This window comes from Corynebacterium sp. HMSC072A02, from assembly GCF_001810085.1.
In the GTDB taxonomy this organism is placed as follows: domain Bacteria; phylum Actinomycetota; class Actinomycetes; order Mycobacteriales; family Mycobacteriaceae; genus Corynebacterium; species Corynebacterium hesseae.
This window is the reverse complement of sequence record NZ_KV799847.1, coordinates 124,436-147,917: the sequence shown is the minus strand read 5'-3', so window position 1 is coordinate 147,917 and position 23,482 is coordinate 124,436. Positions and strand designations below refer to the sequence as shown.

Here is a 23,482-nt window from a genome sequence, read left to right as displayed (position 1 = left end):
GGATACCGATTCGACGCCGTTCGGCCGAAACGACTAAAGCCCAGCCAGAATATTTACTGGCTGGGCTTTAGTATCTGAGCTCTGTCACAAAGTGAAGAACTCAGGTGCGGCTAGTCGCGCGGGACCTCGACTTCTTCGAAGGCCTGAATAATATCGCCTACCTGGATGTCCGGGTAGGACAGAACCATACCGCACTCGTATCCGGCGTTAATCTCGTTGGCGTCATCCTTCTCGTGGCGCAGGGACTCGATCTTGGCATCGGAGGTAATGACGTTCCCGTCGCGTACGAGGCGCACCTTGCCGTTGCGCTTGACCTTGCCCTCGGTGACCATACAACCGGCAATGGTGCCGACCGCGGAGGACTTGAACAGCGCGCGGATCTCCGCTGCACCGGTGTCGCGCTCCTCGTAGATAGGCTTGAGCATGCCCTTCAGCGCTGCCTCGACCTCTTCGATAGCACGGTAAATCACCGTGTAGTAGCGGATATCAACGCCCTCAGCGTTGGCTTCCTCGGTTGCCTTACCCTCAGCGCGGACGTTGAAGGCGATGATGACGGCGTCGGAGGCAGCAGCCAAGGTGACGTTGGTCTGCGTCACCGCACCAACACCACGGTCGATGATGTTGAGCTGTACCTCGTCGTCGACCTCGATATCCAAGAGGGCGTCTTCCAGTGCCTCGACGGAACCGGCGTTGTCGCCCTTGAGGATGAGGTTGAGCGTCGAGGTTTCCTTGAGCACGGCATCCAGATCCTCGAGGGAGACGCGCTTGCGCGCCTTCGCCTGCAGAGCGGAACGCTTGCGAGCATCGCGCTGTGCGGCAATCTGGCGAGCCACGCGGTCGTCCTCAACAACCAAGAGGTTATCGCCGGCACCTGGTACGCCATTGAGACCCTGCACCTGGACCGGGCGGGACGGACCGGCTTCTTCCACATCGTTACCGAATTCATCGAGCATGCGACGCACGCGGCCGTGGGCATCGCCGACCACGATGGAATCACCGATGCGCAGCGTACCGCGCTGGATGATGACCGTAGCCACCGGGCCTCGACCGCGGTCGAGGTGAGCCTCGATGGCAGAGCCCTGCGCGTCCATGTCCGGGTTAGCGGTGAGCTCTAGGGAAGCGTCCGCGGTCAGGATGACAGCCTCGAGCAGGTCGTCGATGTTGATGTTGTTCTTCGCAGAAATGTCCACGAACATCGTGTCGCCGCCGTACTCCTCCGGAACAAGTCCGTACTCAGTGAGCTGACCACGAATCTTGTCCGGGGAAGCTTCCGGCTTATCAATCTTGTTAACCGCGACGACCACAGGGATATCCGCTGCCTTCGCGTGGTTGATTGCCTCGATGGTCTGCGGCATCACGCCGTCATCAGCAGCAACCACCAGGATGGCCAAGTCGGTGGACTTAGCACCGCGGGCACGCATGGCGGTAAACGCCTCGTGACCCGGGGTATCCAGGAAGGTGATGGTTCGCGGACCGTCTTCAACGTCCACCGTGGTTTGGTAGGCGCCGATGCCCTGCGTAATGCCGCCGGCCTCGCCCGCACCTTCGTTGGTCTTACGGATGGTATCCAGAAGGCGGGTCTTACCGTGGTCAACGTGACCCATCACGGTCACGACTGGCGGGCGCTTCTCAAGGGCTTCTTCGCCGCCCTCGTCCTCACCAAATTGCAGGTCGAAGGACTCGAGCAGCTCGCGGTCCTCATCCTCAGGGGAGACAACCTGGACCTCGTAATTGATCTCCGAGCCCAAGAGCTGCAGGGTGTCCTCAGATACGGAGGCCGTAGCGGTCACCATCTCACCGAGGTTGAAGAGCGCCTGCACCAATGCTGCGGGATCCGCACCAATCTTCTCGGCGAAGTCAGCCAGGGAAGCACCGCGGCGAAGGCGAACAACCTTACCGCCGCCGTCAGGCAAGCGTACGCCGCCTACCTCATGCTTCTGCTGCTCTTCAAACTCATGGCGCTTCTGACGCTTCGACTTCTTACCGCGACGCGGTGCGCCACCGGGACGTCCGAATGCACCAGCGGTGCCACCGCGGCGTCCGCCGCGTCCACCACGGAAACCTCCGTGGCCTGGACCGCCATGGCCTGGGCCACCACCGCGGCCGCCACGACCGCGACCGCCACCGCCGCTACCTGCGGCCTTCGACGGCATACTGGCCGGATTCGGATGCGAAGGCATCATCGCTGGCGAAGGACGACGTCCACCACCACGGTTGCCATCGCCCTGCGGGCGTGCGCCGCCCTTACCGCCGCGGTTATCTCCAGGCTTGCCGCCAGAGCGCTGACCCTTGCTTCCGCCCGGGCGCGGCCCTGGGCTGGGTCGATCGCTGGAGCTACCCGTGGAGAACGGGTTATTGGCCACGCGGCGGGTACCGCCAGGCTTCGGCATGGAACGCGGGGTAACTGCGCGTTCGCCGCCCTTGCGCTGTGCTCCGGGCTTGGGAGCGCCACCCGGCTTCGGGGCACCGCCCGGCTTGGGAGCGGCACCCGGCTTGGGGGCGCCGCTCTGTGTCGGAGCAGCACCTGGCTTCGGGGCACCACCCGGCTTGGGGCCAGGCTTTGGCGTGGCTGCTGGCTTCTTTTCCGCCGGCTTCTTCTCTGCAGTCTTCTTGGCAGCGGAAGCAGGGGTAGCTGCAGACGCGTTCTTGTCTGCGGGCTTGTCGTTGCCACCCTTTGCTTCATAGTGTGCGCGCATCTTCTTGATCACCGGCGGTTCGATGGTCGAGGATGCGGTCTTGACGAACTCGCCTTGTTCCTTCAGCGTGGCGAGCAGTTCCTTGCTGGTTACACCGAGCTGCTTTGCCAACTCGTGTACACGTAGCTTTCCGGGCACTTGTCTCCTCTTTAATCTTTCTAGGAGCCAAGGCCGCGGAACACGGCTTGACCCCTAGTTAATGGCTATGGACTTTCATCGCTGATGCTGCTTCATCGTTGTGCGCTCATCAGTGTTCGGTCTTCCTTTTTAACTCTGGGTCGCACGGGCGCTTGCCCGCCGACTGCACCTGCTGCTGAGCAGCGAGGTACTCACGTACGTGACCTGTGTCCACGTCTGTGGACAATCGGAGCGCGCGCCTGAAGGCACGGGTTCGCTCCGCCAGCTCTACTGCTTCCAGATCCGGTCTAATCCACGCTCCCCTCCCAGGAAGGCGGCGGCCTGGATCCGGAACAACACGGCGTCCTGAAGGATCGTCCCTATCGGCGACCACCCTGAGCAGTTCCGTGTCGGGATGCTTTTGACGCGTAGCAATACACGTGCGGAGCCGCTGTCCTTGAGACATCCAACTCCTTACGTCGTATCGCCACTATTCCTGCGCCACAGCATTCCTGCATGTGGGCCGTTGTCTACTCTACGCGAAAACGGGCCAAACCTTTAATCCCACCGCAGGCCCGTCGGAAAGCTAATCGCGAGCGGCATCAGAGTGAATATCAATCTTCCATCCAGTCAGGCGCGCCGCGAGGCGGGCATTCTGGCCTTCCTTACCGATTGCGAGCGAGAGCTGGTAATCCGGCACAGTCACCTTGGCCACTTGCGCCTCCGAGTCGAGGATTTCTACGCGCACGACCTTTGACGGAGCAAGAGCGTTGCCCACATAGACGGCAGGATCTTCGTTGAAATCGATGATGTCGATCTTCTCGCCACCGAGTTCACGCATCACGTTGCTAACGCGGGAGCCCTTCGGGCCGATACACGCACCCTTGGCGTTGAGGCCCTTGGCGTGGCCGCGAACGGAGATCTTGGAGCGGTGGCCAGCCTCGCGGGCAATGGCGATAATCTCAACTGCGCCGTCTGCGACTTCCGGGACCTCAAGTTCAAAGAGGCCGCGAACCAACTCTGGGTGAGTACGCGACAACGTGATCTGCACCTTGGCTCCGTTGCGGTTCACGCCTACGACATATGCCTTGACGCGGTCGCCGTGCTCGAGCTTCTCCCCCGGCAGCTGCTCAGCAGGCAGCAGGAAAGCATCCTGCGAGTCGTGTTCGGTACCCAGCTGCACCACGACGACGCCGCGCTTGTTCGCGTGAATATCGCGCTGGACGACGCCCGACACAACCGTTCCGGTGAGCTCCGAATAGGAATCGTAGGTTCGTTCCGCCTCATTCTCGCGCAGCTTACGCAAGATGGCATCGCGGACCGCCTGCGCGCCGATGCGCCCAAAGTTGTCGGGAGTGTCGTCGTATTCACTGATGACCTCTCCAGTCTCCGGATCACTCTCGGTCACGACGACGGTGACAGCACCGCTATCGGCGTCGATGTCGACGCGAGACTTCGTACCTTCCGCCTTGGTCTCGGCTGACTCGGCACGGTGATCCAGGTAGGAATACAAAAGGGCACCCGCAATCGCTTCGAGCAGGTCCTTTACCGGGACGCCGCGCTCGCGCTGAATCGTGCGAAGTGCCTCTAGGTCAATATTCACTTGTTAGTCCTCTCGGGTTGCCGAGTTCTGCTCGGCGAAGTCGAACGTCTGCTGTGCCGCCTCCAGCTCCATAGCTGAAGGTTGGGCAAATTCAATTTCTACCACTGCGCGGCTTAGATTTTCCAATCGCTCAACCTGATAGCGCACCTCCTTTTTCACGGTGGTGATGAGCGCCACGGATTCTTCATCCTTGGACAGCGCTCCGATACGGGCGACGCGGGTCGTGCCAGGTTCCTCGGTGAGTGCGTAGCCCACGAGCCTTCCTTGGTTGCGGCGCCAGTGGCGCGGGGCGCTCAGCGGAAAGTCCACCCCCGGCGTCGACACCTCCAGGGTGTAACCCGCGCCAAAGTTGAGGGTGCCCGCTTCTTCCTGGGCATCAAAGAGCGCCGAAATCTCCTGCGAGAGCTCCTCAATGAGATCAGAGCTTGGGCGTTCGTCACCGTCAACACGGATGATGACCTGAGATTTCTTTCCTGCACGAGTGGTCTTCACGTCTTCGATGTCGAGGCCGCGCGCGGCGGCGACAGGCTGCAGGATTTCGGTTAGTTGCGCGGGTGTTGGGAATGCCATGCGCTCTAGACTAGGACACCCGGGTAGGGTCTATCGCGTGAACCGCCGAGTAGTTGTGCCCGCCCTCTTAGTCTGCGCCGCCCCCTGGCTGGGTGGCTGCCAAGCCACCGACGCGATCGTGGATTATTTTGGCCCCCATGCAGACCCTACGTTGACCTCTCTGGCTCACGATGCCAGCGCCGACGCCCACGCACTGCAGAAACTCGATCCCGATGCCGCGTCCCTGCGCGCGCAGCACGCAGACGAGCTTTACTCCGAAATTGAGCGCCTCTGCGGCCGCGACGAGGAAGGACACGTTCCGCGCTCCTGCGAAGTGAATCGTGAGGGTGAAGCACACGAGGCCACTGATGCGGCTGCCGTGCTTGCCGCAGCTTCTTCATCGACTGAAGAGCAGCTTGACGCGGTCTCCCCGGAATCTCGGCCCTTGCTCGTCGCCCAAGCCATCGCAATGGAGGCCCGCTCCACCGATGAACCGGGCGCTGTGCCGGAGCTGACGGAGGATGACGCTGACCTCGCCACCGAACTCTTGGACTGGGAATACCAGCAGGTGTATGCCTTGGACTTTGCTCGTTCCTATGTCACACCTGACGTCGAAGAGCTGGTTGATGAGCGCCTCGCTCTGCACGAGAACCGCGTCCTCGCGCTCCAAGAAGCAGTAGCCAAAATCGGACCAGTGCCACAGCCCGCAGCGGCCTACACCTCGTCCTCCGGTGAGCTGCCCGTAGACGCCGCCTCAGCGCGCGCGTTCCTTGACTACGTCGCGCATAGTGACACGGTGACATGGGCCTCCGCCGCCTCACAGGAGGTGCCCGACCAAGCGGCACCCAATGCTGAATGGCGAAGCTGGCTTATTTCTGTAGCCGCCCAATCTCACCGCATCAGTGCAGCTTGATTCCTTCCTCGCGGGCTCGATTTTCCTGCGCTACCGACGTTTGGCGTTCTTTTCGGCGTACAGCGACCAGGCATAGCGCATGACCGGAATCTGCAACGGCAGACGCACCGCATGGTAGATCTTCTTGCCGGTTGATGCCTTGCCGCTTTCTAAGTCCCTGTAGGCCTGGTAGAAGTTCGCCGGCCACACGGCGGCGAGCAAAGCTAGGGCTGAAAGGCCGCCTGCAGGCCGCGTCGATGGGTTCGCCAGGAGTGCACCGGTCACCACTTCCCAGGCGCCAGAGGTGAAGTTGTAGAAGCGAGCCGACCCTGGAAGCTGTGGCGGGATGATGGACTCGAAGGGCTTCGGCTTAGCAAAATGCAGCACTCCCATGGCAGAGAGTGCTGCAGCCATTGAATATGTCAGTGCGGGGTTGTGAGTACTCATACCCGCGAGCCTACGCGCTTAACGTACCTAGCCGCGGATGAGCTCCGTTAAGGTGTCCACGATGGAGTCTGCGGGAACCTCGCGGGTCTCGCCGCCGCGGATGCGTAGCTCAATGATGCCCTCAGCGAAAGCGCGGCCCAGGATGGCGACGAACGGCATGCCCAGAAGCTCCGCATCCTTGAACTTCACCCCCGGGGAAACCTTGGGGCGGTCGTCGAAAAGCACCTCGATGCCCGCGCGGTCCAAGTCCTGCACAAGCTTCTGGCCGGCCTCAAGGGCAGCGGCGTCCTTGTTGGCCACGGCGACATGCACCTGGTAGGGCGCCACGGCCACTGGCCAGTTGAGGCCCTTCTCATCGTGACGCTGCTCCGCCAGCACGGCGAGCATGCGCGTGACACCAATGCCATAGGAGCCCATGGTCGGCACGGCGCGCTTGCCGTTCTCATCCAGAATCTGGACGTCGAATGCTTCGGTGTACTTGCGGCCCAGCTGGAAGATGTGGCCCAACTCAATGCCGCGCTCCAGGGTCAGAGTGCCCTGACCGTTCGGCGCCGGGTCACCCTCCTTGACCTCCGCGACCTCGATGAACTCATCCACGGTGAAATCACGGCCGGCCACCAAACCGACGACGTGACGCTGCGGGGCATCCGCGCCGGTAATCCAGGACGACCCGGAAACAACGCGCGGGTCGGCATAAACCTTCACGTCGTGAGCGTTGAGGGCACGCGGGCCAACGTAGCCCTTGACCAAGAAGGGGTTCTTCTTGAAGTCGCCCTCGCCGGCGAGCTCAAACTCGACCGGCTCCAGCGAAGCTTCGAGGCGCTTTTCATCCAGTTCGCGGTCGCCCGGAATGAGAACGGCGGCCAGCTCCCATTCCTTTTCTTCCTCAGCGGCTGCGGGCGCAGCCACCTTGATCATCATGCACTTGAGGGTGTCCGCTGCGGTGACCTCGCGGCCGTCGACAGTAATGCCAGCACCCTTGGCCCACTCCACCAGGGACTCAATGGTCTCGGCGTCCGGGGTCTCGTGTTCCTGTGCCTCCGGCAGACCGTCGAAGGGAATCTCTTCCGGCGCCTGGGTCACTACTGCTTCCACGTTGGCTGCGTAATCGCCCTCAGTGGCGCGGACGAAGGTATCTTCACCCACCTCGGACACGGCAAGGAACTCCTCGGAGGCCGAGCCACCCATCGCACCGGAGGTGGCCTTGCAGATCGCGTAATCGATCTCTAGGCGGTCGAAGATGTTCTGGTAGGCCTTGCGATGGCGGGCATAGGACTCCTCGAGCCCCTCATCCGTCATGTCGAAGGAGTAGGAGTCCTTCATGGTGAACTCGCGGCCGCGCAGCACGCCAGCGCGCGGGCGCTCCTCATCGCGGTACTTCGTCTGAATCTGGTACAGCGTGACCGGGAAGTCCTTGTAGGAGGAATACATATCCTTCACCGCGGTGGCGAACATCTCCTCATGGGTCGGGCCCAGCAGCATGTCCGCGCCCTTGCGATCCTTAAGCCTGAACAAGTTATCGCCGTATTCCGTCCAGCGGTTCGACTGCTCATAAGGATCGCGCGGCAGCAGCGCCGGGAAGAGCATTTCCTGACCACCGATGGCGTTCATTTCCTGGCGAATAACGTCTTCAATCTTGCGCATGGCGCGCAGTCCCAATGGCAACCAGGTGTACACACCCGGCGCGACGCGGCGCACATAGCCTGCGCGGACGAGAAGCTTGTGGCTGGGGACTTCGGCATCAGCCGGATCCTCACGAAGAGTGCGGAGGAAAAGCTCAGAAAGACGTGTAATCATGGTTGCTCAGTCTACATCGCTAGCATGTAGCCATGCTGATCATCCTCCCTCCTTCTGAGACCAAAGCACACGGCGGCAGCGGCGCGCCCCTCAACTGGGAAGAGCTCTCTTTCCCCGCGCTGAATCCGATACGCCAAGAAATCGCTGCTGAATTGTCTTCTTTGGACCTCGACGAGGCGCAAAAGGTGCTCAAGCTCTCGGAGAAGCTGCGCGGGGAAGCCGAGTCCAACCGCGAGTTGGCGTCCTCCCCCACCATGCCCGCCCTTGAGCGATTTACGGGCGTGCTGTACGACGCCCTCGATTCCCCCTCCCTTCCCCCAGCCGCACGTCAACACCTCGCTGTGGGTGATGCTCTCTTCGGGTTGCTGCGCGCCGATGATCTCATCCCCCACTACCGGCTTTCAGGTGGCACCAAGTTGGGCGGGAAGACTCTCAAGTCTCGCTGGGGTACGGCCATCACCGATGAGCTGCGCGCGCTTATCGACGCAGGCGAGTTCCTCATCGACATGCGCTCGGGCACCTACCAACAGCTGGGCAAGCTCAAAGAAGCCTCCACGGTGCGCGTGGAGTCAGTGCAGGAGGATGGCTCCCGAAAGGTGGTCTCCCACTTCAACAAGCACTACAAGGGGGAACTCGCTCGCGTACTCGCCCTCCAGGGCGAGAATGTCTCCTCCCTCGAGGATGCCGCCCGCGTAGCCCAGGAGGCGGGCATGAGCACCGAACTGCGCGGCACCGAGCTGGTGCTCGTGGTCTGATTTATCTATTTATCAATTTATCTACGCCCGCCGATTTATCTATTTATCAATTTATCTATTTATCAATTTATCTGGTTGCTATATACTTCCAGCATGACTGGAAACCCTTTTCGCCCAACCTTTGGTGCCAGCCCACTTAAGTGGGCTGGCCGCAGTGCGGTCCTCAATGACTTCACGGTTGGGCTCGACGGCGGAGTTGGCAACCCTAATCGCGCAATGCTTATTAGCGGTCATCGTGGGATGGGCAAAACGGTCCTGTTGACTGAGCTCGAGGACATCGCAGCCCAACAAGGATGGGCTGTTATTCGAGTCAGTGGTCGAAGCAATTCAGTCACTCAGCTCATCGACTCCATCATCCCAGAAAAGATCAACCAGCTGGCTTCTCCATCAACCCGTCGAATCAAAGACATACGTATAGCGGGCCTCGGTGGCATTGGTACTGAAGAGATTGGTACGCCACCAGTGCCAACATTAGAATCGCGCTTGCGCGAACTCTCCGCTCATCTCCGAGACAGCGGAATTCTACTTACTATCGATGAGATTCAGGACGCCGATCCTCATGACCTTGAGATAATCGCAGTCGCATTCCAGCATCTTGTTCGCGATGAACTCGACGTTTCCATCGTGATGGCAGGGCTTACTGCCGGTGTTGACAAGCTTCTACACCTGCCGGGAACAACGTTTCTGCGCCGTGCCCGCAGATTTCACCTAGGACCTGTTAACCCGCAAGCTACGACCAGCGCTTTCAAAGATACGGCAGCTTTGACTTCGATTGCTTTCAACGACGAAGCCGCCGACCGCGCTACTGAAGCGAGCCACGGTTATCCCTTCCTCATCCAGCTCATCGGGTACTTGGCCTGGAACGCTGCATCCCAAGCCAGTGAGACGACCATTTCCTCAACAACCGTCGACGCAGTTCTTGGTGAGGCAATCACGACAATGGGAACCCAAGTGCACGATCCTGCGGTACGTGCGCTCAGCCAACGACAACTTGAGTACCTTCACGCGCTGGCTGATATCGCAGATGAGGCGGGGACGGCCACATCTGGCGCTATCGCTCACGAGCTGAAGACAACGACGACGTCTCTCAGTGAAGTGCGCGCGCGTTTGCTAGAGCAGGGGCTTATCGATGCCCCACGGCACGGCACGGTTGCTCTCGCCCTGCCGTACCTCCGCGATTATCTTCACGCAGGCGGCGAACAAACCTACGTGGACTAAACGTTACTGATTACACCAGCGGGTTATAACGCAAACTATTGCGTTTGAGCTCGCACTCAGTGGCGATAGAGATGCCGGAGGCAATCTTTCCGCGCTCACGAAGGCGGAACATGGCGTCCACGACGCGATCACGCAAGCCCCATGGATCGATGGTGTTGATGTAGACCTTCGTGCCGCCTTCAAAGCCGGCCAAGGTCGATACCCTGAGCTTGATCATCACGCGCCACGGCTGCGGCAGATCCACGCTGGGTGGGCGGTGGTGCCACTCTTCATTGCATGCCACATCCGGCCCCACTGCGGCGTGTGCAGCATGGATCAGATCCGACATTCCACGGACTTCGCCAGGTGTTTGTTCCCACGGTTCACAGCGGGGCGACTTGGAGAAGATCTCCAGCGTGGGATAGCGGTGGCCAAAGCCGGCGAAGAGGACCGCATAGTCATTCTCTGCGATAACAAGGTTGCGCTTTGCCGCATACCCAACTGCCCAATCGTTGTACATGTTGGGGTGTGCACGTAGAATCGCATTTTCTTGCTGGGCTGCCATGCCCAGAGCATCAATCGCGACGAGCTGCTTGTGCAGGTGGTCGAAGGACGCGCCCGCCGGTGCCAGCCAGTTCTGGAACACGGCGACATAAGAGGCATAGCGGTTTCGCTGGTAGAGCTCGCGCGTTGATTCCGCGGTGAAGGTTGTGAGCAGAAAGTGCTCATCGGGGCTCAGCGTGCCGGAGGAAGCCAGCTGGCTGTCGTCGACCGCCCCCTCCACGAAGTGGCGCGAAGAAATGATGACATCGTGCCCGCCACCGAAGAAGCCATCGGCGAGGGCGAGGAGAGAGTCGTCGCCCAGCGCGGCGTCTTTGCCCGCGGCCTTGAGTTTGGTGCGCACCACGTTGAGTACGTGCAGGCGCCCGGCCTCATCGGCTTCATATTTCTCCTTGTGCTGAGCTAGGTCTGGGTCCATGGTGAAGCCATAGTTCTCATGCCAGTAGTCATAAGACACGATCTCAAAAAGGTTAGGAACCCGGCGAAACACCGGCTGGGTTGTGTCCAGCTCGTGTGGAAGGAGCCCGCGCTGGATCTCCCCCGAAGCCAGGATGCGGGACTTTTCCGGCGGGGTGTCTAACATGCGCCCGGAGCAAAAAGCACAGCTGTGCGTCATGGCATCGGCCGTCAGGGGCTGCGGATCCTTCGCAGGACGCGAGAGCGGACGGTTTCCACGTCCCGGCACCGTCCACACCTCCGTTCCGGAGAAGGGGTTGACCTGTTTGACGGTCCCATCCGCCATGGTCTGGATAGGTTCGACGCGGCTAAAGAGTGCTTCGCTCATGCAGCCCAGCGTAGACCTCCCTGCTCACCGGTGCGACTAGACTTAAGCCTCATGCAGCACCGATTCTTTGAAGTAGATGTCTTTGCCACTGGGCCGTTTACGGGAAATCCCCTTGCTGTGGTGGCGGATGCCGACGGCTTGAGCACCGAAGAGATGCAGCGCATCGCACACTGGACAAACTTTTCGGAGACAACCTTCCTGTGCTCGCCTACGGATCCACGTGCAGACTACCGAGTGAGGATTTTTACCCCGTACGAGGAGTTTCCTTTCGCCGGCCACCCGACGCTGGGCAGCGCACGCGTGGCGGCGGAACTACTCGGAAAGAACGGCACCCTGATTCAGGAATGCGGAGTTGGGTTGGTCACCGTGCGCCAGGAAGAGGGCCGCTTCGCCTTCGCTACCCCGCCCTTGGTGCGTGAAGGGGCGCTAAGTGATGAGGAGCGGGCTGAGGCAGCCGCCGCCCTTGGGATCGACGAGGACAGCATCCTTGACTCCGGCTGGGTAGACAACGGGCCCGGCTGGCGCCTAGTCCAGCTCGAGTCTGCCGAGGCCGTGCAAAATCTTCGCCCCACGCCCACCCCGCGCGTCAAAGTGGGCGTAGTCGGGCTCACCGGTAATGATCACCCCGCTTATGTAGTCCGCGCCATCACCGGGCAATTCGAGGATCCCGTCACCGGTTCCTTCAACGGCGGCGCTGCCCAATTCCTGCGCGCCAAGGGTGCTGTTCCTGCCCGCTATACCGCGGCACAGGGCGGCCAGGTAGGGCGCGATGGCCGCGTCTATATCAACGACGATGGTCATGACATCTGGGTCGGCGGCAACGCCCACGTTCGCGTGCGCGGAACCCTGGAGTCACGCGATGTCTGATGCCTCCCTCCCCTTCGAGCTACGCAGCGAATTCGCCCAACGCCTTCCCCACATGGTCACGGCGAGCCGAGGCGAGGAACAGCCAACGGCGCGATTGGTGGCGCTCAACGAAGAGCTAGCCGCCGAACTGGGCCTCGACCTGGACTGGCTGCGCAGCGAAGACGGCCTAGAGTTTCTCCTCGGCCGCGGTCCAGTTACTCCCCACGCAATGGCCTACGCCGGCTTTCAGTTCGGCCAATACAACCCGACAATGGGTGATGGCCGTGCCCTCCTCTTGGGTGAAGTCACCGGCCCCACCGCTGCGCACAACCCCACGGGCCTCTGGGATCTGCATGCCAAAGGGACAGGACTAACCCCCTATTCGCGCTATGGCTCTGATGGGCGCGGCACGCTGCGCTCGATGCTGCGTGAATATCTCTTCTCCGAGTCGATGCACGCCCTCGGTGTACCCACCACAAGGTCGCTGGCGGTCATCGGGACCGGCCGTCCCATTCAGCGCCAGATGGTGGAGGAAGCAGGCGTTCTCGTGCGCGTTGCCGCGAGCCACATCCGTGTTGGTTCCTTCCACTTCGCCGCGCACTCGCAGGTACCCGGGTTGCTCCAGCGGCTCGCCGATTACACCATTGAACGCCACTACCCTGGCGCCGACTACCGGGAGCTGTTTACCCGCGTCATGGACGCACAGGCAGCGACAGTTGCCGGGTGGATGCAGGTGGGTTTCATCCACGGCGTGATGAACACCGATAACACCACGCTATCGGGTGAGACGATTGACTACGGGCCGTGCGCGTTCATGGAAAACTATGACCTCAATACCTGGTTTAGCTCCATCGATACGCAGGGCCGCTACCGCTTTGGGCGCCAGCCCGACATGCTGGGCTGGAACCTTGCGCGGTTGGCGGAATCACTGCTGCCGCTTTTCGACGTCTCCCCCGACGCTTCCCTTACCTGGGCCCAGGAGGCCATCAATTCCTTTGGCGAGCGCTATGAAAAGGCGCGCCGCCGCGAAGCCGCGAGCCGTTTGCAGATTCCCGACGAGCTCTTCCAGGACTATAGTGCGGCCCTTGCACAGTCCGCTCCGGATCTCACGCAGGCCCACCGCAGTCTCGTCAGCGCAGCGGCGGGTGAACCGGCAGACGCCTATGAGATGTTTGGTGACGCTCGATTTGTTGATGCCTACTGTGCTAGTGGCCCCAACGTCGAGTCTCTCAAGCAAACCGTGCCCCGCGTGATTCCCCGCCCGCGTCTGGTCGAGGCCGCACTGAGTGATGCTGAAGAATTCCCCCGCTTGCTTCACGCCACCACGCGTCCCTTTACTGCCGCGCCAGAATACGAGCAACCGGGTGGCACGGAAGGCTACCTCACCTACTGCGGAACGTAAGAGAAGAAAAGGAAAACACACCGCCGCCCCGAGGCCTCCGTAGGAAAGGAAACGGAGTCTCGGGGCGGCGGTGCGTCTCTATCTTTCACTGCCGCGCTCCCGGTCGGTTTCTCAGGCCGACCGCCCCGCGCGGCTGGGGTTCTCTCTATCTCTCTCGCATGCGCTCTCTCAAACGCACACCATTATTATGGGGCGCTCTCCTTGGTGGAGCGTTCCGGTGCACTGGACGCTCCCTGCCAGTTACTGAGAATTACCTGCGAGGCAAGCACCTACGAGCCGAAAGGAGAAATTACTTGGACTCAAGCTGCAGTGTCTTCTGCGTGTACTCCCACATCTCGTTGTAGAGCTTCTTGTCCTTGGAGAGCTTGGTGCCGTAGGAAGGAATCATTTCCTGAATCTTATCGCCCCACTGGATCATGTGCTCACCGAAGCAGCGCTCCAGCAGCTCCACCATGATGGCCGGGGTGATGGACGCTCCCGGGGAAGCGCCGAGCAGGCCGGCGATGTTGCCCTCAGGGTTATTGATGAGGGTGGTACCGAACTCCAAGGAACCGAACTGCGGTGCACCCGCCGGCTTAATCACCTGAACGCGCTGGCCAGCGATGACGGTCTCCCAATCTGCCGGGTCTGCGCTCGGGACGTACTCCTTCAGGGTCTCGACGCGCTTGTCGAAGTCCTTGAGGACCTCAGTAACCAGGTACTTGGTCAGGCCGAACTCCTGTGCCGCAACGCCCAGGTAAGAGGTGATGTTATCCGGACGAATGGACTTAAACAGGTCCAGGTAGGAGCCCTTCTTGAGGAACTTCGGGGACCAGCCGCCGTACGGGCCAAACAGCAGGCCTTGCTCGCCATCAATGACGCGGGTATCCAGGTGCGGCACGGACATCGGCGGAGCGCCCACAGCAGCCTTGCCATAAACCTTGGCGTGGTGCTGCTTAATCAGATCCGGGTTCTTAGAACGCAGCCACAGACCGGAAACCGGGAAGCCTGCGAAACCAGAAACCTCGCGGACCCCAGCCTTGCGCAGCAGGTCGAGCGCGTAGCCGCCTGCACCCACGAAGACGAACTTGGCGTGGACGGCCTCGTAGTCACCGGTGTGCAGGTTCTTTGCCACCACGCGCCACTTGGAACCATCGCGCTTGATATCGACGACCTCGTGGCCGTAGCGGATCTCGGTACCCGCTGCCTTAGCCGCGGTGAAGAACTGCTTCGCCAGGGCACCAAAGTTGACGTCGGTACCAACTTCGGTCCAGGAAATAGCGACCTTCTGGGCGTTGAAGTCACGGCCTTCCGACATCAGAGGAAGCTTTTCCTGGAAGGTAGCGTCATCATCGCTGAACTGCATGTTCGGGAACATGTGGTTGTCCTTCAGCGCATCGAAGCGGCGCTTCAGGTAGTCAACCTGGATGGAACCCTGTGCAAAGGACACATGCGGGACTGGATTGATGAAGGCCTTCGGGTCCGTCAGAATGCCGTTGTTGAGCTGGTGGGACCAGAACTGGCGCGAAACCTGGAACTTCTCATTAATGTTCATGGCCTTGGAAACATCAATGCGGCCGTTCTTCTCCGGGGTGTAGTTCAACTCGCACAACGCGGAGTGGCCAGTACCAGCGTTATTCCACGGGGAGGAGGACTCAAGCGCAGGGCCGTCCAGGCGCTCGAAGACCATCTGGGTCCAGCTGGGCTCGAGCTCACGCAGCATGGCGCCGAGGGTGGCGCTCATAATACCTGCACCAATGAGTGCGACCTCAACCTCGTCTACTACTTGTGTTGTCTTCTTATCGGAGGACACTGTACTTATTACCTCTTTAAGTCGATGTATTCGATGTGGTCAAATGCCCCGCACATGTGGGTGCACAGGGCGCGGTGAGAAAGCGCTCGACGATGCTAGGGTCCAAGCTGGCATACAGACCACCCCTGCGGAAGGTCCGTCAAGCATTAATTCCACTTTACGCCCCTTATTGCGAAATAGGCATTCCTGAAAAAATAAATGCCCGAATTCGAATTTGTTACCCCATTTGTGGTGCAGGGTGTTTCCCGTCAGCGCTCCGCTCTGCCGGACGCATCTGGCCGCGCAACCTATCATGAATCCCATGACGCATAACGAACTCGAATGGTCAGAAGACATCCTCGGCCCCGACTTCCAGGCCGCTCCACTCGAACTCGGCACCGACCCTGACGGCGAAGACACTGTCTGCGCGACGCTCGTGCGCTACTGCCCCGGCGGCGACGCCCATGATGATCGCCCCGCCTTACTGTGGGTCCACGGGATGACAGACTATTTCTTCCATGACCACGTGGCACGGTACTTTTATGAGCTCGGCTATGCCTTCTACGCCCTCGATCTGCGCAAGTGCGGACGCTCTCGACGGGACGGTCAGACCTGGCACTACATCAGCGACTTGCAGTACTACGACGCTGATCTCAATGCAGCTCTCGATGCCATCCCCAACCAGCGTGTCATCATCATGGGCCACTCCACCGCCGGCACCATCACCGCGCTCTGGCTCGATCGCCTTCGCCGCCATGATCGCGAGCGATTCGCACGCATCGCTGGTGTCGTGTTCAACAGCCCCTGGCTTGCCATGATGGGAATACCGAATAGTGCCTTTGAGGCACTCAAGCACGTTATCTATGCCGGCGCTGCCATCGCCCCACGACTCGAAATACCCGCCGGTGACCTCACAACCTATGGGGAGTCGGTCCATTCCGGGGAACAGGGCGACTGGGACTTCGATCTTCGCCTGAAGCCGCTGGGCGGACACCCCAAGTTCCTGGGTTGGGTTGCAGCAGTCTTCCGCGGCTTCGACGCAATCCACTCCGGCCGCATCAACATTGGGCTCCCGCTGCTCACTATGACCTCTGGACGCTCCGAGCTCAACCGGCCATACAGCGAGTCCTCCAATACCGCCGATACTGTCGTTGATGTACGGCAAAGCCAGCGCTGGGCCAAGGAACTCAGTGCTCGCTACACGCTTCACGTTGTCAACAATGGGCGCCACGATCTCTTTCTCTCGCGTCCCGAGCCGCTCCAAGACGCTCTCTCCGCCACGGCGGAATGGTTGAGCACAGTAGCACCACTTGAGACGGATTAGCCTCCCGCGCCTCGCGCTCCTAAAAGCCTCCACGGTTTGCGGCTAGTCAACCTTTAGAATGATCGGCATGACTTCCGCACAGCACTTTGACCTCGTCATCATCGGCACCGGCTCGGGAAATTCAATACCCTCTCCCGAGTTTGACGATAAATCCATCGCCATCATTGAGAAGGGAACGTTCGGCGGCACGTGCCTCAACGTAGGCTGCATCCCCACGAAGATGTACGTCTACGCCGCCGACGTTGCGCTCGCCGCGCGCGAGGCCACGCGCCTTGGGCTCAGCACCCACGTGGATGCTGTGGATTGGGAGGGCATCGTCAAGCGCGTGTTCCACAACCGAATTGATCAGATTGCCCAGGGCGGCGAAGAGTACCGCCGTGGCGAGGAAACGCCCAATATTACAGTCTTTGATCAGCACGCACGGTTCATCGGACCGAAGACCCTGCAGGCGGGTGAGGACATCATCACCGGTGACAATATTGTCATCGCTACCGGTTCACGCCCCGTGCTACCCGAGCCATATGCCAGCACCACTGCCCCGGTTCACACCAATGAAGACATCATGCGGCTTGAGAAGCAGCCGCGCAGCCTCATAGTGGTAGGTGGCGGTTACATCGCCATGGAGTTTGCTCACGTCTTCGACGGCCTGGGGACCGACGTCACCGTGGTCAACCGCTCGGAGAAATTCCTCCGTTTCCTCGATGAGGACCTAAGCTCCCGCTTCAACGACCTCGCACGAAAGCGCTTCGACGTCCGCATCGGCACCGCCACTACGCTCGATGAAACCGAAGACGGCGTACGCCTTACCTTGGACAGCGGGGACGTCGTGGAGGCAGATGCCATCCTCGTTGCCACCGGCCGCCAGCCCAACGGCGACCAGATGGATCTTTCTGCCAGCGGCATTGAAATGCATGAGGACGGTCGAATCAAGGTCGACGAGTTTGGCCGTACAACCTGCGAGGGCGTGTGGGCGCTCGGGGATGTTTCATCTCCGTACATGCTCAAGCACGTGGCCAATGCGGAGCAACGAGCAGTGCAGCACAATCTGCTGCACCCGGACGATCTCCAGCCCATGCCCCACGAGCACGTGCCCTCTGCCATCTTTACGCACCCACAGATTGCGACGGTCGGCCTCACTGAGGAACAAGCCCGCGAGGAGGGCTATGACGTCACTGTAAAGGTGCAAAATTTTGGCGACGTTGCCTATGGCTGGGCCATGGAGGACTCGACGGGCATCTGCAAGCTGGTAGCGGACCGGACCACGGGCAAGCTCCTCGGCGCCCACATCATGGGCCCACAGGCCTCCACGCTTATCCAACAATTGATCACCGCGATGAGCTACGACCTCGACATGCGCGAGTTCGCCCGTTCACAGTATTGGATCCACCCGGCACTGCCAGAAGTAGTGGAGAACGCCGTTTTGGGACTAGAGTGGCTAGAGTGAAAGTTACATCGAATCATGTAACGTTTTTCACATTGGCGTTAAACTAATTTCGCCATTCCCACTGAAAGCCACTACAAGCACGTCTTAACACCAACAACATCTGCCAGCAACCTTTAAGAAAATCACCCATTTCGGGGGTGATTGCTGGCAGTGCATAAAAGAACGCTCCAACTGACGTGCATTTTGCCTGACCGTTGGCTAGGTTAATTACGGACACCGGAACGAGCCGATACTCTCTACCGGCTCAGTGTGTTTTGGGGATACCAAACTAATCCCTATCCCTGTAAATCAAGACCTCTCAACCGGAGGCCTTGCACGTACGACACTAAGGACTTTTGATATGCGTATCCGCAATGCAGCCCTCGCCGGCGCTACTGCTCTCGCTGTTACCTTCGGCGGCTCCACCGTCGCTTTCGCACAGGACGCTGCTCCGCAGGACGAGAACGCCTCCTCCACCTCCCAGGAGAACGGCTCCTCCGCTTCCGAGGAAGGCACCAAGGGCGAGGCTTCCCTGTCCTCCAAGATTGGTGACTGGTTCTACGTTGATGAGAACGACAACAAGGGCACTGAGGCTGACGGCCGCGCCATCTTCGGCTCCTCCAAGCACGAGCACTGCGACGCTGACGAGACCGACCAGGACTGCACCTCCCTCGGCGATCAGCCGACCTGGGCCAAGACCTTCTACGGCCTGGGCATCGCTAGCGCCGTCGCTTCCGTGGCTGGCCTGATCGGCGTTGTTTACAACTTCTTCGTCCACGGCCCGTCCTTCTAAGACGTCTCCCCCACACACTTTTCCGAAAGGCTTAAATTTCATGCGTAACTTCCGCACCGCCGCTGTTGCTGCTGCAACCGCTGTTTCCGTTGCTTTCGCTGGTACCTCCGTTGCTTTCGCTGCAGAGGCCGATACCGAGACCAACACCACCTCCTCCGAGCTGTCCTCCGCTGGCGACAAGGTCAAGGAGAACGACTCCGACGCTACCCTGTCCTCCAAGTGGGGCGACGCTACCGAGGGTGACAAGAAGGTCTCCGGCGAGGATCTCTTCGGCAAGGAGAAGGCTGAAGACAACCCGCTGTGGGCTGAGATCTGGCGCGATGGCACCTTCGCTGCTTTCGGCACCGCTATCGCTGGCGCTCTGATCGCTGCTTACAACTTCGCTGTGTACAACAACATCGTTCCGCAGCACGTGCTCGATCCGATCTTCCGCCGCTAATTAAGCTGCGGGTACGCTGACTAGCTCAGCGCGCTTTTTCTAGCGCCCATCCTCTTTTCTTGAGGATGGGCGCTTTTGCATGCCCGATTTTCTAATGATTCGGGACAATCTTGATGCTGGCTTGATCATTTCTTAGCGGTTTAATGTGGCTGTGAACGTAGCTAAGTAACTAGAGCTCTCTAAGAGGGAAATGGGAAAGTTAGTGGTGAAGATTCCGTGAATCCCTCCAATGTTTACGCTAGAATCGCTCAAGTGACTTGGGACACCCTAGTTACTCCAGTTCCTACGAGGTTTAAAAGGATTCACACTATGCGCATTCGCAAGGCCACCATTGCTGGTGCTACCGCTCTCGCTGTTGCATTCGGCGGCGCCACCGTTGCTTCCGCCGCAGAGGGCAGCAGCAACGATTCCGCCACCAACTCTTCCGCATCTGCTGGCGAGCAGCAGGGCAACCAGAAGGCAGGCGGCTCCTCCGAGCTGGGCAAGGCACTCGACGCCCAGAAGGAAGCAAACGGCCAGAACATCTTCGGCCAGAAGTCTTCTATCTCCGGTGAGCCGAAGTGGGCACAGGCCCTCGCCGGCATCGGTATCGTCGCCACCATCATCACCATCGCCGGTGGTCTGGTTGGCCCGGCACTGAACTACCTCAAGTACGGCATGTAGTTCTCCCCTTCCCCTTCTAACCCACTTTCTGAAAGGCTTTACTCAAGATGCGTAAATTCCGCACCGCCGCCGTTGCTGCTGCAACCGCCGCTACCATCGCCTTCGCTGGCACCACCGTTGCTTCCGCCGCTGAGGCTGTTGAGGGCTCCGGCCTGACCGAGCAGCAGGTTCAGGAGGAGCTCCAGAAGGACGCTACCTCTTCCGAGATGTCTTCCGCACTCTCTTCTGAGGGCGAAGGCTCCCTCTCCTCCAAGCTGGGTGGCGTGACCGACGGCAACATCACCGGCAACGGCGCCGACGCTTTCGGCTCCACCAAGAACGAGTCCCAGGTTCCGCAGTGGCTGGACCTCTGGCGTGGTGGCACCATCGCTATGGTCGCCGCTGCCGCTGTCTCCACCGCAGTCGCCGGCTACAACTACGCCGTGTTCTCCGGCATGATTCCGGACTACGTTGGCCAGGCTTTGAAGAACGTTTCCTTCTAGTTAGCGCTCTTTACTGGCAGCACAAAGCCCTCCACCCCACCGTGTATTGCACGGGGAAGGTGGAGGGCTTGTTTTGTTTCGGCTATGTTTAAACGCTCGACGTTTAAACGCTCGGCGCTTAAACGCTAGGCCTCATCCGGCAGGGTGAGGATCTCGTTGCCGTCATCGGTGATGACGATGGTGTGCTCGAACTGGGCGGTGAACTTGCCATCGGTGTTCTGGACGGTCCAGCCGTTATCCCAGATCTCATAATCCAGGGAACCCAGGTTGATCATCGGCTCGATGGTCAAGGTCATTCCGGGCTCGAGGATGTCGCGGTAGGTCATGGAATCGTAGTGCAGCACAACCAACCCGTTGTGGAAGGTAGGGCCTACGCCGTGCCCGGTAAAGTCAGTGACCACGTTGTAGCCAAAGCGGTGTGCATAAGACTCGATGACGCGTCCGATAACGTTAATCTCACGGCCCGGTTTTGCGGCCTTAATGCCGCGCATCATCGCTTCCTTGGTGCGCTCGACCAACAGCTTGTGTTCTTCGGTGACGTTGCCTGCGAGGAACGTAGCGTTCGTATCGCCGTGGACACCATTCTTGAACGCAGTGACGTCGATATTGACGATGTCACCATCCTCAATCACCGTCGTGTCCGGAATGCCGTGGCAGACAATCTCATTGAGGGAGACACAGCAGGACTTCGTGAACCCCAGGTAGCCCAAAGTCGACGGGTAAGCACCGTGGTCACACATGTACTCGTGCGCCACGCGGTCGATCTCATCCGTGGTCACGCCAGGCGCCACTGCTTTTCCGGCCTCCTGGAGAGCATTGGCGGCGATTCGGGAGGCCTCACGCATGGCCTCAATAACCTCTGGGGTCTGCACGAATGGCTCGCCCTGGGCTTCCTGAACCGAGTCCTTCCACACGTACTCCGGGCGCTCAATGTCCTTCGGTACCTTGCGGATTGGAGTATCTTTTTCTTGCTTCAGCATCGCGCGCTTAGTCATAACTACTCATGGTAGCCCTCTTCCCCAGCGCCCGACAAAGGACACCACAGGCGCGCTGACTACGACGCGCTACTGCTCTTGTGCGGGGGCCACCTCGCCGTGGCCTTCCGCGCGGAGGGCGTCGAGGCGCTGCAGGAAATTGTCCGTGATGTTGACCGAAATCGTCGAGCCACCGCCCAGAACAACCAGAGTTGCGAAAGCGATATCGTCGTCGCGGTAGCCGGTGAACCAGGCATGCGAGCCACCATTGATCTCCGCCTCACCGGTCTTGCCGTAGACGGTGCCCTGTGCCTGCATCCCCGAGGCGGTACCGCTTGCCACCACCTGGCGCATCATGTCCCGCACCTGAGTCAAGGTCTCCTCGCTGGGCGCGGGGACCTTTTCGGACACCTTGGTCTCACGTGACTCAATAAGCGTCGGCGTCGGGGTCTTGCCCGCCGCAACCGTCGAAGAGACAAGCGCCATGCCGAAGGGAGAAACAAGGTCGAGGCCCTGTCCATAGCCGGATTCCGTGCGCTCGAGGGGCGTCTCGCCCTCTGGGATGGAGCCGGTGAGCGTCGATAAGCCCGGCACCTCATAATCGATACCCAGCCCGTATTGTTTGCCCACATCGCGCAGTTCACCCTTCGGCAGATCCGTAGAGATCTGCGCAAAAGTGGTGTTACAGGATTGTGCAAAGGCTTGGCGCAGCGGCACCGAGCCAAGGGAGAACCCGTTGTAGTTGGTGACGGTGCGCCCATACAGCTCCATGGTGCCGGGGCACGGAACGATAGAGTCTGGGGAAAGGCCTTGCTTGTCGACGCCCGCCGAGGCCGTAATGATCTTAAACACCGAACCCGGTGGGAACTGGCCTTGGAGGGCGATATCGCCCTTCTTATCTGCCTCCGGGGTTTGGGCCACGGCTAGAATCTCGCCGGTCGAAGGACGCATGGCCACGAGCATGGCCTCGTATTCAGCACGCTGATTGACGGCTTCTTGCGCGGCACGCTGGACGTCATAGTCCAGCGATACCTTGATGGACGGAGCTGCCTCGGGTTCGTGGTGCTCGACGTCGGAAAGCGCGGCTCCGTGTTCGTTGACAACAGAAACGGACCATCCATTTGTTCCGTCGACCTCCTCGGAGACCATCGACCGCACCCGGGCGAGGATGTCCGGGGCCAAGCCAGTATCGCGCGTGATAAGCGCGGGTTCCTCGTTGAAGCGGATCCCTTTCTGGTTCTCCAGAACCGGGCGCAGCCGCGCTGCCTGAGCCTCATTGAGCATGGTGACTGAGTAGGAACCATCGACCTCCTCGAGATTCTTGGCTAGCTCACCAGAGTCAATCTCCGGGATGGAATCATCCTCTTGATGAGCTTGGCTCAGCGCGCCGGATACTTTCGCGGCGACGGGGCGTGGGTCGTCTACGGCGTCGGTATCGACAACGAGGCGGTATTGCAAGCCCGGAGACATGAGTTCCACTCCATCGGAGGAGACCACGCCGGCGCGTTTTGGAGCTATTGAGCGCAATTCGAGGTGTTGGTGCGCGCCGAGATCGGGATGGATAATGCTGGGCTGCCAGCGCACCGTCCAGTCTTTCTCCTTGCGCGTTAAGGCCATCGAGGTGTCATAGCGCAGGGAACGATTGCGAGGCAGGGTCCACGTCACCGAATAGTGCGCGGTGGCTTGGGCCTCTTGTTGATCAACCCCGGTCAATTCGACGTCGAGCCCCTCCGCTTGCAGGCCCGCGAAGGTTGCGTCAAGCGTGTTCGTAGCTGTGCTGCCATCATCGACAAGCTGCGCCAAGTCCTCATTATTGCGGGTTTCCATGTCTTCCAGGAATTGCTCAGCGACTGGACGTGCGGACACCGGCTTGGGGGTGCATCCCACCAATGACGACGCCGCGATACCTGCCGCACCGAGCAGCGCCACGAACCTCTTCATGCTTGGGCAGCGTAGCAGCCTGGGGC

The 23,482-nt window shown here is 60.2% G+C and carries 21 protein-coding genes; 11 read left to right on the top strand and 10 right to left on the bottom strand.

The features are described from left to right. Nucleotides 1-110 precede the first annotated feature (110 nt). From infB to rimP, 4 genes are all read right to left on the bottom strand, one after another. The gene (infB, locus tag HMPREF2698_RS05900) at nt 111-2,834 is read right to left on the bottom strand and encodes a translation initiation factor IF-2 (protein WP_070562860.1); all 2,724 of its coding nucleotides are present in this window, start codon (nt 2,832-2,834) and stop codon (nt 111-113) included. Nucleotides 2,835-2,943: 109 nt separating this feature from the next. After that, nucleotides 2,944-3,279: a YlxR family protein gene (locus HMPREF2698_RS12935; protein WP_083303800.1), complete on the bottom strand. Its 336-nt coding sequence runs from the start codon at nt 3,277-3,279 to the stop codon at nt 2,944-2,946. A gap of 120 nt (nt 3,280-3,399) precedes the next feature. Beyond that, nucleotides 3,400-4,416, bottom strand: a complete 1,017-nt coding sequence (nusA, locus tag HMPREF2698_RS05895; RefSeq protein ID WP_070520103.1) for a transcription termination factor NusA — start codon at nt 4,414-4,416, stop codon at nt 3,400-3,402. Nucleotides 4,417-4,419: 3 nt separating this feature from the next. After that, nucleotides 4,420-4,986 (bottom strand): ribosome maturation factor RimP, encoded by a 567-nt coding sequence (gene rimP / locus HMPREF2698_RS05890; RefSeq protein WP_070562858.1) that lies wholly within the window; start codon nt 4,984-4,986, stop codon nt 4,420-4,422. A gap of 37 nt (nt 4,987-5,023) precedes the next feature. Here rimP and HMPREF2698_RS05885 point away from each other — a divergent pair, with 37 nt between their 5' ends. Further along, nucleotides 5,024-5,878 (top strand): hypothetical protein, encoded by an 855-nt coding sequence (locus HMPREF2698_RS05885; protein ID WP_070562855.1) that lies wholly within the window; start codon nt 5,024-5,026, stop codon nt 5,876-5,878. Nucleotides 5,879-5,908: 30 nt separating this feature from the next. Here the strand turns inward: HMPREF2698_RS05885 and HMPREF2698_RS05880 are convergent, their stop codons facing one another. Both HMPREF2698_RS05880 and HMPREF2698_RS05875 read right to left on the bottom strand, forming a co-directional pair. Beyond that, on the bottom strand, nt 5,909-6,304 hold the full coding sequence (locus HMPREF2698_RS05880) for a DoxX family protein (RefSeq protein WP_070562852.1): 396 nt from the start codon (nt 6,302-6,304) through the stop codon (nt 5,909-5,911). A gap of 27 nt (nt 6,305-6,331) precedes the next feature. After that, entirely contained in the window at nt 6,332-8,101 is a 1,770-nt protein-coding gene (locus tag HMPREF2698_RS05875; RefSeq protein WP_070562849.1) for a proline--tRNA ligase, read from the bottom strand. A 32-nt stretch (nt 8,102-8,133) separates the two neighbouring features. Between HMPREF2698_RS05875 and yaaA the strand changes: the two genes are divergently transcribed. Both yaaA and HMPREF2698_RS05865 read left to right on the top strand, forming a co-directional pair. Next, nucleotides 8,134-8,856, top strand: a complete 723-nt coding sequence (gene yaaA / locus HMPREF2698_RS05870; RefSeq protein WP_070562846.1) for a peroxide stress protein YaaA — start codon at nt 8,134-8,136, stop codon at nt 8,854-8,856. Between the two features lie 93 nt (nt 8,857-8,949). Further along, the gene (locus HMPREF2698_RS05865; protein ID WP_070520090.1) at nt 8,950-10,074 is read left to right on the top strand and encodes an ATP-binding protein; all 1,125 of its coding nucleotides are present in this window, start codon (nt 8,950-8,952) and stop codon (nt 10,072-10,074) included. A 10-nt stretch (nt 10,075-10,084) separates the two neighbouring features. Here the strand turns inward: HMPREF2698_RS05865 and HMPREF2698_RS05860 are convergent, their stop codons facing one another. Beyond that, the gene (locus tag HMPREF2698_RS05860; RefSeq protein WP_185963332.1) at nt 10,085-11,398 is read right to left on the bottom strand and encodes a DUF4921 family protein; all 1,314 of its coding nucleotides are present in this window, start codon (nt 11,396-11,398) and stop codon (nt 10,085-10,087) included. Between the two features lie 51 nt (nt 11,399-11,449). Here HMPREF2698_RS05860 and HMPREF2698_RS05855 point away from each other — a divergent pair, with 51 nt between their 5' ends. Then, nucleotides 11,450-12,265, top strand: coding sequence for a PhzF family phenazine biosynthesis protein (locus HMPREF2698_RS05855; RefSeq protein ID WP_070533138.1), 816 nt, complete (start codon nt 11,450-11,452; stop codon nt 12,263-12,265). Further along, nucleotides 12,258-13,646, top strand: coding sequence for a protein adenylyltransferase SelO family protein (locus HMPREF2698_RS05850; protein WP_070520086.1), 1,389 nt, complete (start codon nt 12,258-12,260; stop codon nt 13,644-13,646). Before HMPREF2698_RS05855 ends, HMPREF2698_RS05850 begins: the two co-directional genes overlap by 8 nt. 289 nt (nt 13,647-13,935) lie before the next feature. Here HMPREF2698_RS05850 and mqo read toward each other — a convergent pair whose 3' ends face one another. After that, nucleotides 13,936-15,438, bottom strand: coding sequence for a malate dehydrogenase (quinone) (mqo, locus tag HMPREF2698_RS05845; RefSeq protein ID WP_070533141.1), 1,503 nt, complete (start codon nt 15,436-15,438; stop codon nt 13,936-13,938). A gap of 301 nt (nt 15,439-15,739) precedes the next feature. On the opposite strand from mqo, the gene HMPREF2698_RS05840 reads away from it, so the two are divergent. The 6 genes from HMPREF2698_RS05840 (at nt 15,740) to HMPREF2698_RS13620 (ending at nt 20,541) form a co-directional block, all read left to right on the top strand. Further along, entirely contained in the window at nt 15,740-16,741 is a 1,002-nt protein-coding gene (locus tag HMPREF2698_RS05840; protein WP_209167820.1) for an alpha/beta hydrolase, read from the top strand. Nucleotides 16,742-16,799: 58 nt separating this feature from the next. Beyond that, complete coding sequence (mtr, locus tag HMPREF2698_RS05835; RefSeq protein WP_070562842.1) at nt 16,800-18,185, top strand: mycothione reductase; 1,386 nt, start codon at nt 16,800-16,802, stop codon at nt 18,183-18,185. Nucleotides 18,186-18,525: 340 nt separating this feature from the next. Next, a complete protein-coding gene (locus HMPREF2698_RS05830; protein ID WP_070533147.1) occupies nt 18,526-18,957 on the top strand; it encodes a hypothetical protein in 432 nt (143 codons plus the stop codon). Between the two features lie 40 nt (nt 18,958-18,997). Beyond that, nucleotides 18,998-19,396, top strand: a complete 399-nt coding sequence (locus HMPREF2698_RS05825; protein WP_070533149.1) for a hypothetical protein — start codon at nt 18,998-19,000, stop codon at nt 19,394-19,396. Between the two features lie 309 nt (nt 19,397-19,705). After that, on the top strand, nt 19,706-20,059 hold the full coding sequence (locus HMPREF2698_RS05820; protein WP_070562839.1) for a hypothetical protein: 354 nt from the start codon (nt 19,706-19,708) through the stop codon (nt 20,057-20,059). Between the two features lie 47 nt (nt 20,060-20,106). After that, nucleotides 20,107-20,541: a hypothetical protein gene (locus HMPREF2698_RS13620; RefSeq protein WP_230310860.1), complete on the top strand. Its 435-nt coding sequence runs from the start codon at nt 20,107-20,109 to the stop codon at nt 20,539-20,541. A 125-nt stretch (nt 20,542-20,666) separates the two neighbouring features. Here the strand turns inward: HMPREF2698_RS13620 and map are convergent, their stop codons facing one another. Both map and HMPREF2698_RS05805 read right to left on the bottom strand, forming a co-directional pair. Then, on the bottom strand, nt 20,667-21,536 hold the full coding sequence (gene map, locus HMPREF2698_RS05810) for a type I methionyl aminopeptidase (RefSeq protein ID WP_070533153.1): 870 nt from the start codon (nt 21,534-21,536) through the stop codon (nt 20,667-20,669). Nucleotides 21,537-21,605: 69 nt separating this feature from the next. Further along, nucleotides 21,606-23,456: a penicillin-binding transpeptidase domain-containing protein gene (locus HMPREF2698_RS05805; RefSeq protein ID WP_070562836.1), complete on the bottom strand. Its 1,851-nt coding sequence runs from the start codon at nt 23,454-23,456 to the stop codon at nt 21,606-21,608. Nucleotides 23,457-23,482 lie beyond the last annotated feature (26 nt).